Annotated in this window: 12 protein-coding genes, 1 tRNA gene and 1 pseudogene; 5 read left to right on the plus strand and 9 right to left on the minus strand. The window is 59.9% G+C overall.

Annotated features, from left to right (window positions below; translation table 11 throughout):
- Positions 1–361: pseudogene (locus tag IBX54_RS06660) on the minus strand (oxidoreductase); the annotation flags it as partial.
- A 91-nt stretch (positions 362–452) separates the two neighbouring features.
- Here IBX54_RS06660 and IBX54_RS06665 point away from each other — a divergent pair.
- Positions 453–1019 carry a C40 family peptidase gene (locus IBX54_RS06665; protein ID WP_296541883.1) on the plus strand — a complete coding sequence of 189 codons (567 nt, stop codon included), beginning with the start codon at positions 453–455 and terminating at the stop codon, positions 1017–1019.
- A gap of 27 nt (positions 1020–1046) precedes the next feature.
- Here the strand turns inward: IBX54_RS06665 and IBX54_RS06670 are convergent, their stop codons facing one another.
- The 4 genes from IBX54_RS06670 to IBX54_RS06685 all read right to left on the minus strand — a co-directional run bounded on the left by IBX54_RS06670 (position 1047) and on the right by IBX54_RS06685 (position 7389).
- Complete coding sequence (locus tag IBX54_RS06670; protein WP_296541884.1) at positions 1047–1337, minus strand: hypothetical protein; 291 nt, start codon at positions 1335–1337, stop codon at positions 1047–1049.
- Between the two features lie 67 nt (positions 1338–1404).
- Positions 1405–3585, minus strand: a complete 2181-nt coding sequence (dinG, locus tag IBX54_RS06675) for an ATP-dependent DNA helicase DinG (RefSeq protein ID WP_296541885.1) — start codon at positions 3583–3585, stop codon at positions 1405–1407.
- A gap of 203 nt (positions 3586–3788) precedes the next feature.
- A complete protein-coding gene (locus IBX54_RS06680) occupies positions 3789–4661 on the minus strand; it encodes a hypothetical protein (protein ID WP_296541886.1) in 873 nt (290 codons plus the stop codon).
- A 28-nt stretch (positions 4662–4689) separates the two neighbouring features.
- The gene (locus IBX54_RS06685; RefSeq protein WP_296541887.1) at positions 4690–7389 is read right to left on the minus strand and encodes a PAS domain S-box protein; all 2700 of its coding nucleotides are present in this window, start codon (positions 7387–7389) and stop codon (positions 4690–4692) included.
- Between the two features lie 418 nt (positions 7390–7807).
- Here IBX54_RS06685 and IBX54_RS06690 point away from each other — a divergent pair, with 418 nt between their 5' ends.
- The 4 genes from IBX54_RS06690 (at position 7808) to IBX54_RS06705 (ending at position 12365) form a co-directional block, all read left to right on the plus strand.
- On the plus strand, positions 7808–8626 hold the full coding sequence (locus tag IBX54_RS06690) for a hypothetical protein (RefSeq protein WP_367141818.1): 819 nt from the start codon (positions 7808–7810) through the stop codon (positions 8624–8626).
- 259 nt (positions 8627–8885) lie between these two features.
- Positions 8886–9578, plus strand: a complete 693-nt coding sequence (locus tag IBX54_RS06695; RefSeq protein WP_296541889.1) for a cupin domain-containing protein — start codon at positions 8886–8888, stop codon at positions 9576–9578.
- The gene (locus IBX54_RS06700) at positions 9575–10984 is read left to right on the plus strand and encodes a DUF2868 domain-containing protein (RefSeq protein WP_296541890.1); all 1410 of its coding nucleotides are present in this window, start codon (positions 9575–9577) and stop codon (positions 10982–10984) included. The genes IBX54_RS06695 and IBX54_RS06700 overlap by 4 nt, the downstream gene beginning before the upstream one ends.
- Positions 10968–12365 (plus strand): DUF3482 domain-containing protein, encoded by a 1398-nt coding sequence (locus tag IBX54_RS06705; RefSeq protein ID WP_296541891.1) that lies wholly within the window; start codon positions 10968–10970, stop codon positions 12363–12365. The genes IBX54_RS06700 and IBX54_RS06705 overlap by 17 nt, the downstream gene beginning before the upstream one ends.
- A gap of 62 nt (positions 12366–12427) precedes the next feature.
- On the opposite strand, the gene IBX54_RS06710 is transcribed toward IBX54_RS06705, so the two are convergent.
- From IBX54_RS06710 to pheT, 4 genes are all read right to left on the minus strand, one after another.
- Positions 12428–12504: transfer RNA gene (locus tag IBX54_RS06710), tRNA-Pro, on the minus strand.
- 48 nt (positions 12505–12552) lie between these two features.
- The gene (locus tag IBX54_RS06715) at positions 12553–13002 is read right to left on the minus strand and encodes a MerR family transcriptional regulator (protein WP_296541892.1); all 450 of its coding nucleotides are present in this window, start codon (positions 13000–13002) and stop codon (positions 12553–12555) included.
- Positions 13003–13094: 92 nt separating this feature from the next.
- Positions 13095–13433 carry an integration host factor subunit alpha gene (locus tag IBX54_RS06720; RefSeq protein ID WP_296541893.1) on the minus strand — a complete coding sequence of 113 codons (339 nt, stop codon included), beginning with the start codon at positions 13431–13433 and terminating at the stop codon, positions 13095–13097.
- 37 nt (positions 13434–13470) lie between these two features.
- A complete protein-coding gene (gene pheT, locus IBX54_RS06725; RefSeq protein WP_296541894.1) occupies positions 13471–15906 on the minus strand; it encodes a phenylalanine--tRNA ligase subunit beta in 2436 nt (811 codons plus the stop codon).
- Positions 15907–15909: the final 3 nt, after the last annotated feature.

The following is a 15909-nucleotide window of genomic DNA, read 5'->3' on the forward strand; positions in this document are numbered from 1 at the left end:
CCTGGCGCGGCGTGAAGGCGCTGGGCAGCTTGACCAGCCAGTCGCCCTTGAGCCGGGCTTTTTCAGCCAGGCAGCCCCAGTGCGTTTCGCCCACGCCCCAGCCGTTGTGCACAAAGGTATCGCCCGCCTGCCAGTCGGGGTGGCTCGACTCGAGCACTGTGCCGGCACCGTCAATGCCGGCCACCATCGGCCACTGCCGCACCACCGGACTTTTGTTGGTAATGGCCAGGCCGTCCTTGAAGTTGAGGGTGGACCAGGCCAGCGCCACGGTCACGTCGCCGGTCGGCAAGCGCGCCTCATCAACTTGCGTCACACTGGCCTTGAAGCCGTCGGTGTTTTCCAATAACAATGCCTTGAACATGATTTTCCTTTAATGCCTTTTTAAATCAATGTGTTGAATGATGTTTCTCGAAACCTTGTCAAGATGATACAAATATGAGTAAACTTAAATCATGCGCCGTTTCGCCCTTTTTTCATCCCTGCTGCTGGCCACCAGCGTGCACGCCACACTGGTAGATGCGCCTGATGACCTGAGCCTTTTTCTCTATGATAAAGGCTTGTTGACGCAAATGAACCAAGTGCGCCAAAACCTGACCGACAAGACTTCAGAGTTGGTGGTAACGGCCATGGGCTTTCTGGGTGTGCCTTACCGACTGGGCGGCAACAGCCTGGAAACCGGCTTCGACTGCAGCGGTTTTGTCAAGGCCATGTACGAGCAGACCGTTGGATTGATTTTGCCGCGCAAAGCCGAACAGCAAGCTGCCGCCACCCAAGTCATCTCTCAGACAGAACTGCAACCCGGCGACCTGGTGTTCTTTAACACCCTACAGCGCACCTTCAGCCATGTGGGCATTTACATTGGCGAGGGTAAATTCATCCACTCGCCCAAGCCTGGCGCACAGGTTCGGGTGGAAAACATGGGCGTGTCGTACTGGAGTCGTCGCTTCGATGGCGCCCGCCGGGTCATGCTCACGCAAGCCAGCAGCGTCAACGCAAGCACCGAATTGAACCGGCGCTGATCCCGGATGCCGGGGCAGCAAAGGGTTTCAGGGGCGTTTTTCCTGCACGTCGGTCACATCGGTGATGTCTTTCACCTCGGCATCAATCACGTCCATCGGTGCTTTGTCACGGCCACCCGGCGCGGTAGCGCGATACGCCCTTTGCCACATGTCAGCGCGGTGCATCTTGAAGACCCAAGGTTGCACCGGTCGGCCACTCAGCTTGGCCCACAAGGCGCGCAACAGCCAAAGCGCCAGCAGCAAACCGGCGGCAAACAACAGGCTGGCCATGAAAATCAACGCGGCCAACAGCAAGCCGAGGCGCAAAACCCAGCTCATAAGCTGCTTGAAGAAATCATTCACCCTTTACTTCCTTGAATGCAATACACAGTCCGGCATCTTCGCATCAAAGCGCCGAAGCCGCCGCGCCGGCGCGCCTTGAAACCGCATAAGGCGGCAGGCCTTGCAACATGCGACGGCCGTAGGCCATGCTCAGCAAGCGCTTGTCGTAGCAGATTACCCGCGCCTGATCGGTCTCGCAGCGGATCGCCCGGCCGGTCCACTGCAGCAGCTTGATGCCGGTGGCCGGCACCACCAGCTCAGAAAACGGGTCGCGCCCGTCGCGCTTGAGCCACTCGGCGCGCGCCTCGTCGACCGGGTCGCTGGGCGAGCCGAACGGCAGTTTGGCAATGAACACCGTCTCGCACAATTGGCCCGGCAGATCAAGCCCTTCGCCAAACGACTGCAGACCAAAAATCACCGAGGCCAGGCCCGCCTCCACCCGCGCCTGGTGGATGCCCAGCAAGCGCGAACGCGCCATTTGCCCTTGCACCAGCACCATGTCTTGTAAACCAGCGTCGAGCGCGCTCACGGCCGCCTGCATTTGCACGCGCGAGGTAAACAGCACCAGCGCGCCGTGCGGCACGTCGCGCAAATCCAGCAGCAAGGCAGCCACCATCTGGGTGGTGTAGATGTCAACCTGCTTGGGGTCGGCGGCGGTGTCGGCCACGATGAGCTGGCCCTGGGTGCGGTAATCAAACGGGCTGTCAACCGCCAACGTGCTCAGCTGCGGCAAACCGGCCAGGCCGGTTTCGCCCAGAAAAAAGTCAAAGCTGCCGCAACTGGTGAGCGACGCCGAAGTGACCACGGCGCCACGCACGTGGTTCCACAGATGGCTGCGCAACAGCTCACCGGGCACGATCGGGCAAGCGTGTGCGCTCAAAAACACCAGGCCCGAGCTGGTGTCGGACTTGAACCATTTGGCCAGCGGCGGCTCGCTGTTGCCAAGCCACTGCGCGCTGGTGGTCACCACACTGTTGAGCTTGGGTGCCATCGGGCCCAGCCTGGCGTACTGCACGGCGCAATCGGTCGCCTGCGCCGGGTCTTCCTTGACGCGTGATTTAAGCTCGGCGCCCAGGGCCTCCAGCGCGTCAGACAGCGCCGCCGCCTGGTCGTGAATCTGCTTGAACGGCTCCAGCAGCGCGGCGGGCACCACACCGTCCTTGAAGCGGTAAACCAGGTCATACCCACTGGATGCGCCACGCAGCAAGTCGATGGCCATGCGGTTGACTTCGAGCAGCGCGGTTTTGAGCTGTTGTGCCAGCGTGGCAACGTCCTGCGCCAGCGCCAAACCGATTTTGTCGGCCACCTCGATCAGGATTTTTGGCAGTTTGTCTAACCAGCGCAGACCGCTCAGGTCCATGGCGCTGGAGAACTGCTCAAGCGCCACTGCCGGCAGATGGTGCCCTTCGTCGAACACCACCAGGCAGTTGTTGAGCTCGGGCAGCGCCTTCATGCCCAACGAGGCCAGCACCAGGTCGTGGTTGGCCACAATCACCTGCGCCTGCGCCAATTGCATGCGCGCCTGGTAGTAGCTGCAGCTGCCAAAGCGCGGGCAATTGCGCGCCGTGCAGGTGTGGCGCTCGGCGGCCACGGTGGACCAGTCGCGCGGGTCGGGTTGCTCGGCCAGGCTGTCGCGGTCGCCGTTCCACTTGCCCGCGGCCAGCGCCGAGGCCAGTGTTTCGTAGAGGCTGATGCGCCGCTCCATGGGGTCTTGCCACGCGGTGCCGCGCTTGGGCTGCACGGTGGCGGCTTGGACAACGCCAGGCGCGGCATCGGCGGCATCGTCAGCGTCAAACAACTCTGCCGCATCAAACCCGCCGGTGCCCACCAGGCGCTCCAGCTTGAGCTTGCACACATAGCGGCCACGGCCCTTGGCCAGCGCATAGACAAACGGGGTGTCGAGCACGGCGGCCAGTGCCGGCAGGTCTTTGTGCATGAGCTGCTCTTGCAGCGCCACGGTGGCGGTGGACACCACCACCCGCGTGTTGCGCGCCAGCGCCAGTGCCACGGTGGTTGACAAATATGCGGCCGACTTGCCCACCCCGGTGCCCGCCTGGATCACGGAGACGGCACTGAGCGGCTCGGGCTGGTCGCCCAAGCTCACGTTATGAAGGTGGGTGGCAATGCTTTGCGCCATCTCGCGCTGCCCGGTGCGCACGCGAAACCCCGGCGTGGCAGCCACCACTTGGTCGAATGCCGCCATGGCGACAGTCGCCAGATCAGGCGCCGAAGTGGGTACCGACACAGCGTGGCAACCGGAAATTTTTCATGCCGCAATTATCGCCCGGCAGTTCGTCGCCGACGGGCGCCGGGTGCGATTCAACGTGAAAGAACGTCGTGATTGCGAACGAAGTGGCGCAGTCCATAACTTCCGAAGACATGGCTCGCCACGCTGCGCGATAACGGTACCCCTTTATCGCTTGTGGCATCGAGGCACGGCACAAAGGATCAACGTCGCGCCATGTAGGCCGCATACAGTTCGCCATTGAGCCCGCGCAAGGTCTTGCGGTGCGCGAGCACCTCACGCTGTCGGCCCTGGCGCTCCAGGCCCAGCAGCTCGATCATGACGCGCATGGCCTGCTCGGGCGGGGTGTGCCGAGATGCCTGCGCCTGCTTGAGCGCATGGGCCAGCGCGGGCTGCTCGATGAGCGCCCAGGCCGGAAACCAGGCCAGGTCATCGGCATCGCCCGCACCCGTAAAGCTCGTTTCAAATTGGCGCACCAAAGCCGCCAGGATCGGCTCGGCCGTTTGCTGCAGCACGCGCTCGAGCCGCTGCGCGGCCAACCAGGCCAGTTCGGCCAGCAAACCCCAGTTGGCCTGCAAACCCTGCAATTGCAGGCGCGCATGCAGCATCCAGGACAAGGGGGCCGGAATACGACGCCACGATTCAATTTGCGCCACTGCATCTGCCGCCAGTTGCCATTGCTGCGCCTGCAGCCAAAGCGGGGCGGCGTGCTCGTCTGGATGAGTGCCCAGGTAAGACAGCGCTGCCGCGCGCCCGGCAAGGGCCTGCCAACGCGCGTTCAGCCAGGGCGCAGCCGCCGCTTTGCCCATGCCCGCCAGCGCAGCAGGCACGATTTTGTTGTGCATCTCGGAGCAGGCGGCACGTAGCTCAGTGTGCTTTTGAAATGGCGTGGTGGTGCTCTCGCACAGGCTGACGATGAGCAGCAACAAAGGCTCGGCCGCCGCATCGTGCGGGTGGTGGCGTACCAAGACGTTCCAGGCCATTTGCGCCTTGGGCGCGTCGAACTTCGCCAGCGCAAATATCACGTCGTTGCGCAGCACAACGCTTTGCGTGTCGTCGAAAAAATCAAATTGCATGCGGCCTGCGTGGCGGTACCAAAGCTGTTCAGGAATAAGTCGAAGCACACGACTGCCCGGCGTCCTGCTTGACATCAAAAAAACAAAAGCGGTTCTTGCCAGACAGTTTGGCCCGGTACATGGCCTGGTCGGCTTGGCGCAGCAACTGGTCGGCTTCCAGCTCTTGCGGCTGCGGGTAGCTGCTTGCACCGATGCTGGCCGACACCTGCAGTTGCACGCCGTTGAGCATCAGCGGCTCGGACGCTGCGGCGAGCAGCCGGGTCAAGATCAGCACGCTGGCCTGGGGCTCTGCCAGGTCGCCCAACACCGCCACAAATTCGTCGCCGCCAATGCGGGCCAGCGTGTCGCCCTCACGCAGGGCCTGTTTCATTTGGTTTGACAAGGCGACAAGCAGCTGGTCGCCCACGTCATGGCCATGGCTGTCATTGACCGCATTGAAACCGTCGAGGTCAAGAAAAACCACCACCAGATGTTTGCCATGCCGCTGCGCCGCCGCCAAGCTTTGGCGCATGCGGTCGGCCAGCAAGGTGCGGTTGGGCAACTGGGTCAGGGGATCGTAATAAGCCAGCTGATCGAGCTGGTTTTGGTGCGCCTTGAATGCAGTGATGTCCGAGAACATGGCAACGTAGTGAGCTGGCTGGCCAGCGTCATCATGCACAGCGGTGATGGTCAGCGTTTCAGGAAATATCTCGCCATTTTTGCGCCGGTTCCACAGCTCGCCATGCCAGTAGCCGTGCGCCGTGAGCTGCTGCCACATGCTGGCATAAAAATCTGCGTCATGACGGCCAGACTTGAGCAGGCGCGGATTTTGGCCCAGCGCCTCGCTACGCGCATAGCCGGTGATGCTGGTAAAGGCCTCGTTGACGTCAATAATGGTGCCATCTGGCGCGGTGATGATGATGCCCTCGCGCACATGGCTGAACACACTGGCGGCGAGCTGGATTTGCCGTTGGGCCAGGCGTTGTGCGGCCAGCAGCCTGATTTTACTCAGGCCCAGGTTAACCTGGCGCACCAGCGACTCAACAAAATCAAGCTCAGCAGGGGACCACACCCGGCTGCCAAACACCTGATAGAGCCCCAGCATCACGCAAGTGCCCTCTGACCAGTCAAAGGGGTACCAAAGCAAGCTCTGGATTCCCATGCGCTGGTGCAGCAGCTCGGCTGAGCCATCGGCCAAAAACAGCGGGTGGACCGCATCACGGTGGCTGGCGAGGTAATGCTGGGTATGCAACATTTCGGTGGCGCTAGCGTGGAACAGGCTCAGCGGATACGACTTGGTATTGGGTTGCAAGTCGGCTTGCAGCGGATTGAGCCATTCATGCAACGCCATCACCTGATCTTGCTCAAAAGACACCTGGTACATCAGCGCCCGGTCAAGTCCCAGTGTCTGGCCGGCAATGCGGGTGACTTGCTGCAATAGCGCGCTGGTTTGCGGCCCGTCGATGATGGCCTGGGCGATTTGATGCAGGCCATCGGTAAAGCGCAGTTGCTGCTTCAATGCGTCTTCGGCCTCTACGCGGTTGGTGATGTCAAGAAGCATCCAAAGGCATTCACCCGTGTCATGGTCAAGCATGGCACCATTCAGGTCCACCCAGATGCGTTCACCATTTTTTTTGGCGTATTGGATTTGCGCTCTAAAAATGCCGCCTGCCTGCAACACCGGGTAAGCAGCTGCCACCGCAGCGTAGCTGGCATCATCGGCGTTGATTCGCTGCGTTCCCAGGCCCACCATCTCGCCCGGCTCGTAGCCCAGCATTTTTTCAAAGGCCCGGTTGGTCCACACAATGGTGCGGTTGGCGGTTTTGACCATGCCCACCAATTCATTGTCAGTGATGGCTTTTTGCTCGTGCAGCAGTCGCTCCAGGCGCTGCTGCTCAAGCTTGCGCTGGGTCACATCGCGGGTCACGGCCAAATTCACGGTCTGGCCATTTTCCTGCAGCGGCGCAGCGTGGGTTTCGAGCCAGCGCCGAGTACCCTTGAGGCCTTGTATTTCAAATTCCAGCTTGGTTGACTCGCCGCCAAGCACCCGCTGGTGCATCGCTAAAAAAGCCTCCCTGTGTTCGGGCGCGATCAGCGCCAGCAGCGGCTGCCCGATCACCTGCCCGGGCGAGTCGGCCTCAATCATGGCCAGGCCAGCCGGGTTCATTTGCACCAGACGCCCCTGCCCATCGACAATCTTGATGCATTCGGGCTCGTTCAGAATGATGGCGTTCAGATGCGCCTCGCTGGCGGCCAGCGTGACCCGGGTTTGCTCCAGTACCCGCTGAGCCGCATGCAACTGGGCCACCTGGGCCTGCAGCTGGTCTCTTTGTGCCGTCACATTTTTGCGTAAGGTTTCGCGCTCAAGCAAATTGCGAATCCGCTGGCGTGCGATTTCTACATTGACTGGTTTGGCAATGTAGTCTGCCGCGCCCAGGGCAAAGCCCGCAGATTCGCGCTCGGCCAGGGCACTAACAAAGACCACCGGAATGTTCATCAACACAGGGTCGGCCTTGAGCCGGCGGCAGGTCTCAAACCCGTCGATGCCGGGCATCATGATGTCGAGCAGGATCAGGTCGGGGTGCAATTGCGCGGCCAAAGCCAGCCCGGCTTCGCCGGAGGTGGCAATTTGCAGCTCAAAGTCGGGCTGTAGCGCCATGCCCAGCAACAGCAGATTGGACGGCGTGTCGTCAATGGCGAGAATCAGGGGTTTTGGCTCGGTCATGCTGCTGTGAGGGGTCCGTTTCATCAAAAGGATTTCGAAATGAGATCGATAAAGTTTTCAGCCAGGCTGGGCATGAAGCGGCGCAATAGCCGACGCTGTTACCACGACGAACAACGACGTGTGGCCAAAAAAAGACGAGATTTCATACAAGCGTTTTGGTGAGGCCGCCTGCCAGTGTAGTGGTGTATGACTGACTGGTGAACTTTAACGCAAAACGGACGCGCATCGACGAGGGGCAACCCCATGGTGCTATGGAAAACATTCAACACCCGCCACATTGCCAAACGGCCGATGGGCTCGGTCACTACCCAGCACGTTGCATGGCCCAATAAATCCGAAAACCCTATTCCTGAAGCCGTAACTTCATAGCAAAAAAAGCTGATTTATTCATATAAATCAATGGCTTAGGTTTAAACTTTTGTTCACCCTAAAGGTGAACACGATCATGACCGACTTCATTATCAAAAAGCTCCCCTACGACCTTAGTTCTCACGCCGGTTTGGCCCTGATTGGCCAATATCTCAAGTCCACCCATCTCAAATCCCTGCTCGATTCTGCCTTCCCCATCCGGGCTGGTATCGCCAACAGCGATGTCCTCAAATCCTACATTGGCCTGCTGAGTCTGGGCAAGAACGACTTCGATGCCATCGAGAACTTTCGGGACAACGACTTCTTCAAGCGTGCGCTGGACTTGCGGCACGTGCCGTCGAGCCCCACGTTGCGCCAGCGCTTCGACTCTTTCGCTTCGCAGTGGTTTGACCTGATGCCTCAAATCAACCATAAGCTGCTCAGTCAGCGCGTTGCCGGCAAGCCCATCGACTTCGGTGCCCTGGACTGCAGCTACACCCCGGTTGATCTTGACACCTTTGCCATGAACAACAGCTTTACCAAGAAAGAATTGGTTGGGCGCACCTACGCAGGACTGGACGGCTACTGCCCGTTTGCGGTGTACTTGGGCAGTCTGGGCTACTGCTTGGAGCGTCTGCCCTCTGGCAAGTTTGACACCAACTACCTGGTGTGCCAGCTTGCGGCGGTGGCGATGAACTTGTTGCGCATGATTGGGCAAAACACGCTCAACGGCACTGATTCGCCGGTGCGCCATACCGCCAAACACCGTCGCATCCGCACGGTCATGCAGGAGATAATGTTCAAGGCCGCGCGCATGATCAAGCACGCCGGGCGATGGATTTTTGGCTTGGGCGAGAGTGACAGCGGTTTTGCCGTGTTTGAGCGCCATTACGGGCAGCTTAAAGCGGCGTAGCGGTTCAGCAGAAGTCAAAACATCCCACGATACGAAATTCATGCTGCCCAAGCAAACTGGGCAGGAAAAGTCTTGCGCGCAAGTCGGCATGATCGGTGCAATATCACCGAAAAACCCACGAGCACGGGCTTTCGAGATACGCTGGACGGCTGATGGAACTGATTTCACGTAGTTTCTGGAAAATATTGGAGAGATTCAGGAGAAAACCGGTGGCTGGCTTTTTGAGGTCACGGATTCAGGTTTATGTCAAAATTTCCGGATGAAAATCAATGCAGATTTGTACCAACGCGCCGTGGTGGCGACTGACAACTTGCCCTGGCAAGACTCTCCGGTGTCGGGCATCATGCGGCGCATGATCGAGCGCGACGGCGGCGAGGCGGCGCGCGCCACGTCCATCGTGCGTTACGCCGCTGGCTCACAATTCACCCGCCACGTGCATGAGCTGGGCGAAGAAATTCTGGTGCTGTCAGGTGATTTTGGTGATGAATCCGGCCACTACGGCCCAGGCACCTATCTCAAAAACCCTGCTGGTTCAGCCCACACACCTTACTCGGAGCATGGTTGCACGCTGTTTGTGAAATTACGTCACCTCGATCCGGTTGACCAGGAGCCAGTGGTGGTGGCGACGCAAAGCGCAACCTGGTACCAAGGCTTGGTCGAGGGTCTGCGGGTGTTGCCGCTGTCGGAATTTCAGACCCAGCACACCGCGCTGGTGCGCTGGGCGCCTGGCACTTATTTCAACCCGCACCGTCACTACGGCGGTGAAGAGATTTTTGTCATCGATGGGGTGTTTGAAGATGAGCTGGGCCGCTACCCGGCTGGCAGCTGGATTCGCAGCCCACACTTGAGCGCGCACCAGCCGTTCAGCGTCGAGGGGTGCACCATTCTGGTTAAAACCGGTCACCTGCCGGTACCGCAAGCCAGCGCCGTGTCAATTGAAAGCTTTTTTTGACCTCTACGAATCCCGTTCAAGACGCACCACCTGCTCTGCCCGGCACTTTTGAAGGTTTGCTTTTACTGCGTGCCGTGCAGTTGGCAGAGCAGGCGCAGCCGTTGGATGATGTGCTGGCCATGCGCGAGGCGCATGCCCAGTTCAGTCGCCCGCAAGACCGCCTGTTCAGGCGTGCCGTGCTGCTGGCGCCCCAGCTTGGCCTGGACCAGGAACTCGCGCACTGGCGTGGCTGGTTGATGTGGGTGAGCTTGGTCTGCGCTGTGTTGGTCGCCCTTCTATCTTATGGTTTGATCGGTGCGGTCATTGGCGGCGACCGCAGCATCAACGCCTTGGGGGCATTGGCTGCGGTGTTGGGGCCGCACTTTGTGAGCCTCACCCTCTGGCTCATTGCGTTGGCTGTTGGCGCTGACAGTGGTGGCTTGCCCAGGTGGATTTTGAGTACCAGCACACAACTCCCCGGATTCAAGCGTCGATCGAGCCGATTGTTGCTCGATGCCGGCCTTTCCGTGCTTGGCCAGCAGCGCAGATTATTGAGCTGGGCTTTCGGGACCATGATGCACGCCATATGGGCGCTGGCGTTCATATTGACATTGATGGGTTTGGTCTCGGCCTTCTCATTTTTTGCCTTTCGATTGACTTGGGAGACCACCATTCTCAGTCCCGAGGTGCTGGCCAGATTCGCCCAGATTTCGGGTAGTCTGCCCAGGCTGATTGGCTTTGCCACGCCGGATGTTGCCCATGTGCTCAGTGGCGCGGGCGACCACAGAGGATGGGCGCTTTGGCTGATCGCTTGCACCTTGGTCTATGGCTTGGGGCTGCGCGCGCTGGTTGGCGCGATCAGTGCCACGATGCTCTGGCGCACCTTGGGGCAGTTGCGGGTTGACACCCAGGACCCCTACATCCGCAAGCTCATGCAACGCTTTGAATCGCTCAACGCTTGGCAACTCGTTGACGCCGAGCATGCCACACCCAAAGGGTCTGCCTCAGTGATGCCGGGTTCGCCATCCCGTTCGGGGTGGGCTGTCATCGGCTTCGAGTTACCTCCAGATTTAGCCTGGCCGCCCGCATGGGCTGCCGGCAATCGACTGGTGGAAAAAACAGATGGCTCCGCAGCCAGCAAACGTGCCACGCTGGCGCAGTTGCGACGCGTTAGCCCCGAACGCCTGATTGTCATCTGCAACAGCGCTGCCAGCCCGGACCGCGCCACAGAACGCTTCATTCGCGAGGCCACCAGCTTCGCCGGCGCCACGGCGCTGTTGCTCTTGGGGAACCGCGCCGAAGAGGCTTCGGTGTCGGCCAAGCGCTGGCTGGACTGGCTGCCGCCCTTGGCTTTGGACCAGGTTTTTAACGACAGCCCTGACGCAGCCGTCAAATGGGCAAAGGAGGATCATGGCCAAGGCCATTGAATTGGCCGTTGTCGGCCATACCAATGCGGGCAAAACGTCATTACTGCGCACGCTGACGCGACGCAATGACTTTGGCGAAGTGTCGGACAGGCCCGGCACGACGCGCGAGGTCCAGGCGATCCCGTTGACCGTCGATGGTCTTGCGGCCATCCGTTTTCTGGACACACCCGGTCTTGAGGACGCGCCAGCCTTGTTGGAACACCTGCAAGCCATGGATGCAAGCTGCACTGCAGCGCAAAAAATAGCAGCTTTTTTATCGGGTCCGCTGGCAATGGGTGATTTCGAGCAGGAGGCCAAAGTGCTGCGCTGCATGAAAGACGTGGACGCTGCCCTGCTCGTGATCGACACACGGGAAACGCCACTGCCCAAGTTTGCCGATGAGATCGAAATTTTGCGGTGGTGTGCCAAACCGATCTTGCCCGTGCTGAACTACGTGGGCAATCCAGACAGCCAGGAGCCCGCGTGGCTTGCGATGTTTGCCACCCACGGGCTGCACGCGCGTGTCCGGTTTCAAACGGTGGCACCCATGCATGATGCCGAGAAAAACCTGTACACCGACCTCGGTGGCTTGCTGCCTGAGCGGCGCGGACAACTGCAAGACCTGGTGGCGTACCTGGATTCAGAGCGCCAGGAAAGGCACGCGGCGGGCTTGCGGCTGGTGGGCGACTTGATCTTGAGTTTGGCCTCCTATCGTGAAATTCTGGACTCGGAAGTCGTCTCTGATGAGGCTTCCAGGGCGCAGGCCATCCGATTGTTTCAAGCCCAGGTTGCAAAACTCAGTCGGCAGGGCTTTGAATCGATGCTTGAACTGCATGGCTTTGCGGTCGATAGCGCGGAGACAGCGATGTTGCCCGAACTCACGGCGCGTTGGAACTCGGACCTCTTCAACCCTGAAGCGCTGAAGCAAGCCGGAAAACGTCTTGGCATTGGCTCCATGGTGGGCATGGCAGTGGGATTGGCGGCAGATGTTGCCGTGGCAGGCGTGTCGCTGGGTGCTGGCGTCACTGCGGGCGGGGCCATCGGAGGTTTTCTAAGCCAGGGACGCGTCGGAAACAAGTTATTCAACAAACTACGCGGCAAGCTTGAATTGAGCTTGAACGACAGTGCCTTGCTGCTGCTTGCGGGGCAGCATCTGAGCATGCTCATAGCGCTTGAAAAACGTGGGCATGCAGATCAATTCTTGCTGCGAGCCCCGAGTCCGATCACATTTTCGACGACGCAAACCCAGCAATTTCTTAAAGTCGTCAGGTCAGCGCGCGCGCATGCCGAGTGGGCCAAGCCAAGAGAATTGAACGCTCAACAGCAAAAGAAACGCGATAACCACAACGATGTGTTGTACAAGTTTTTCGGCAATCTGCCGCAAACTCAAGTGCATCCATAACACGAGGCAACGCAACCAAAAAAAAAGACTCGGCTCATTTCTAAGCAAGTCCTTGATTCATATGGTCGGTGTGAAAGGATTCGAACCTTCGACCCCTTGCACCCCATGCAAGTGCGCTACCAGGCTGCGCCACACACCGAAGCGGTGAATTATAACCACGGACAAGATCGATTTCGGCTGCGGCGCGTTAGAAATCGAGTTCCAGAAGGCCCCTGATTTCGTTGAGTTCGTGTCGCAGCAAGCGCCAGGAATCAAGCTGTACAAGCTTGTCTTGCGCTGCCACGCCATCAGGATCGGCCTTTGGTCGCGCATTGCCGTCCGCCAAACCGGCGGTCGGGTCCAGATGCACATCATCGAGGTCCTGGGCGCTCGAGCTGGTTTGCAGCAATTCCTGCATTTTGTTGCGCGCGCCACTGATGGTAAAGCCCTGGTCGTAGAGCAACTCACGAATACGCCGGATCATCAGCACTTCGTGATGCTGGTAATAACGGCGATTGCCGCGCCGTTTCATGGGCCTGAGTTGGGTAAATTCCTGCTCCCAATAGCGCAGCACATGCGGCTTGACACCACACAGTTCGCCAACTTCACCAATGGTGAAGTAGCGTTTGGCTGGAATCAGGGGGAGCGAATTCTCCATTTGAATCAACAATATAAGCTGAAAATGTGCAAGCGTACTCTAACTGAGCCCACACTGTAAAGACAGCTTACCCACAAAAGAGTTGCTGTTGGTCAAACTTCTGTGGAGTTTGACGAGGCACCAGCCTGAATTTGCTCCTTGAGCTTCTGGCTGGCGTGAAAAGTGACGACCCGACGCGCGGCAATGGGTATGGCCTCGCCAGTGCGCGGGTTGCGCCCGGGGCGCGGTGACTTGGTACGAATCTGGAAGTTGCCAAAGCTGGTGATCTTGACATCATCGCCTTCGACCAAGCTGCGTGACACCAGATCAAAAAAAGCATCCACCATGTCTTTGGACTCACGCTTGTTCAGGCCGATCTGTTCAAACAGCAACTCTGAGAGTTGCGCCTTGGTCAGGGCCGGGGTTTCCAGGGATTCAACCGTAATGTCCATCGATGACTCGCTCTGTGGCTAGGGGGTGGCGGGTGATTCAAGCGCGCTGTCGCGCACCCAATTTTTCACTCAAGGTGGCAATCACGGCGGCAACTGCCGTTTCAATTTGCTGTTCGGAAAGCGTAGCATCTTGCGCATTCAGCGTCAAACGGATCGCCATGCTTTTCTCGGTCGGCACACTTTGTTGTGATGCAGTAACGGGGGTTTTGGGCCGGTAAATGTCAAACAGCACGGCGTCGCGCAGTACACCGCCACATGACGCGGACCAGATGGCCTGCATCAGGGCGTCGTGCGTGACCGATTCAGCAACCAAGACGGCAATATCACGTTCAACCGCCTGGAAGCGGGGCACCGTTCCAAAGCGCGGCACCTGGCGGCTCAGCACCGCATCCAGATCCACCTCGAACATGACAGGGGCTTGCACCAGGTCATACGACTGGCGCCACTTGGGGTGCAGTTCGCCGACAAAGCCAACCGCCTGACCGCCGCACAGCACGCGCGCGCAGCGCCCGGGGTGCATGGCTGGGTGCTCGGCCGGCTCGAACGTCAGCCGGGTCGGCACAAACAGGGTTTCAAGGTCGCCCTTGACATCGTAAAAATCAACAGCGCGCTCTTTACAGCCCCACTCGGGCGCATCCACCGCGCCCATGGCCACGCCAGCCACACGCATGGGCTGGTTGAAGCCCTGCACCGTGGTGTCTGAGCTCGGCACCGAGGCATCGCGCAAAAAAACACGCCCCAGCTCGAAGACACGCACGCGTTGCGCCTTGCGGTCCTGGTTGAACTTGAGCACTTGCAGCAGCGAGCCGAGCAGGCTTGAGCGCATCACGCTCATCTGGCTGGCAATCGGGTTGAGCAATTTGATCGGGTTCGGGTTGCCCGCCAGTTCGTGCTCCCAGCGCGCTTCGACAAAACTGAAGTTGATAGTCTCCTGGTAGCCCAGGGCGGCCAGCGCGCGGCGCACGGCAAACGGACTGCGTTGGTTCTCGGGGCGAATCTTGGCGGTGATCGGTGCCTGCGGCGGCGTTTGCGGCAGCTTGTGGAGACCGATCATGCGGACCACTTCTTCGATCAGGTCTTCTTCGATTTGCAGGTCGAAGCGGTAAGAAGGCGCCGTGACTTCAATCACGCCGTCACCCTCGGTCACCGGCAGGCCCAGGCCGGTGAGCGCTTTCACGCACTGCGCCTGCGTCAGCGGCATGCCCAGCACCTTGGCCGCACGCGCCACGCGCAAGGCCACTTTGGCGCTCTGGGGCATGGCCACCTGCTGGTCGTCCACAGGGCCGCACACCGTGTCGGGCGTGCCACAAATCTCAACGATCAACTGGGTGATGCGCTCGATGTGTTCCACGGTTAGCTCAGGATCTACACCGCGCTCAAAGCGGTGGCCGGCATCGGTGGAAAAATTGAAGCGGCGTGAGCGCCCGGCAATGGCTTTGGGCCACCAGAAGGCGGCTTCGACAAAGATGTTGCGGGTGTCATCCGACACCGCGGTGGCATGGCCGCCCATGATGCCAGCCAGGGACTCAACCTGTTGCGCATCGGCGATCACGCCCACTTGCGCATCGACCGTGACGGTGTTGCCGTTGAGCAGCTTGAGCTGTTCGCCCGGTTTTCCCCAGCGCACGTCGAGCCCACCATGGATTTTGTCGAGGTCAAAAATGTGCGACGGCCGACCCAATTCGAACATCACGTAGTTGGAGATGTCCACCAGCGCGGTCACGCTGCGCTGGCCGCAACGCGCCAGGCGCTCCACCATCCAGGCGGGCGTGGCGGCCTTGGGGTTGACACCGCGAATGATGCGCCCGGAAAAACGGCCGCACAGATCCGGCGCGCTGACCTTGACCGGCAGCAGCTCGTTGATGGCACAGCTGGTCGTGGGAAAGTCCGGTGTTGTCAGCGCTGCGCCCGTGAGGGCAGACACCTCGCGCGCCACGCCATAGACGCTCAGGCAATGCGCCAGGTTGGGCGTGAGCTTGAGCGTGAACAAGGTGTCGTCAAGCGACAGATGTGCACGAATGTCCTGCCCCACTTCTGCCTCGGTGGCCAGCTCCAGCAGGCCGCCATGGTCCTCGGAGAGCTTGAGTTCGCGGGCAGAACACAGCATGCCAAAGCTCTCGACGCCGCGTAACTTGCCGATCTTGATCAGGAACGGTTGGCCGTCTTCACCGGGCGGCAACTCGGCCCCCACCAGCGCGCAAGGCACCTTGACGCCGGCGCGGGCGTTGGGCGCACCGCAAACGATGGTGAGCAGTTCGGCCTGACCCACATCCACCTGACACACGCGCAGGCGGTCGGCATTGGGGTGCTGCACCGCCTCCTTGATTTCGCCGACCACGATGTGGCTGAACGGCGGTGCCACCGGCTTGAGCTCTTCTACCTCCAGACCCGCCATGGTCAGGGTCTCGGCGAGTTCAGCGGTGCTTAACGGTGGGTTGCAGAATTCACGCAACCAGGATTCAGGAAATTGCATAGT

Origin of the sequence: Rhodoferax sp. (assembly GCF_014859475.1) — a bacterium.
Classification (GTDB): domain Bacteria; phylum Pseudomonadota; class Gammaproteobacteria; order Burkholderiales; family Burkholderiaceae_C; genus Rhodoferax.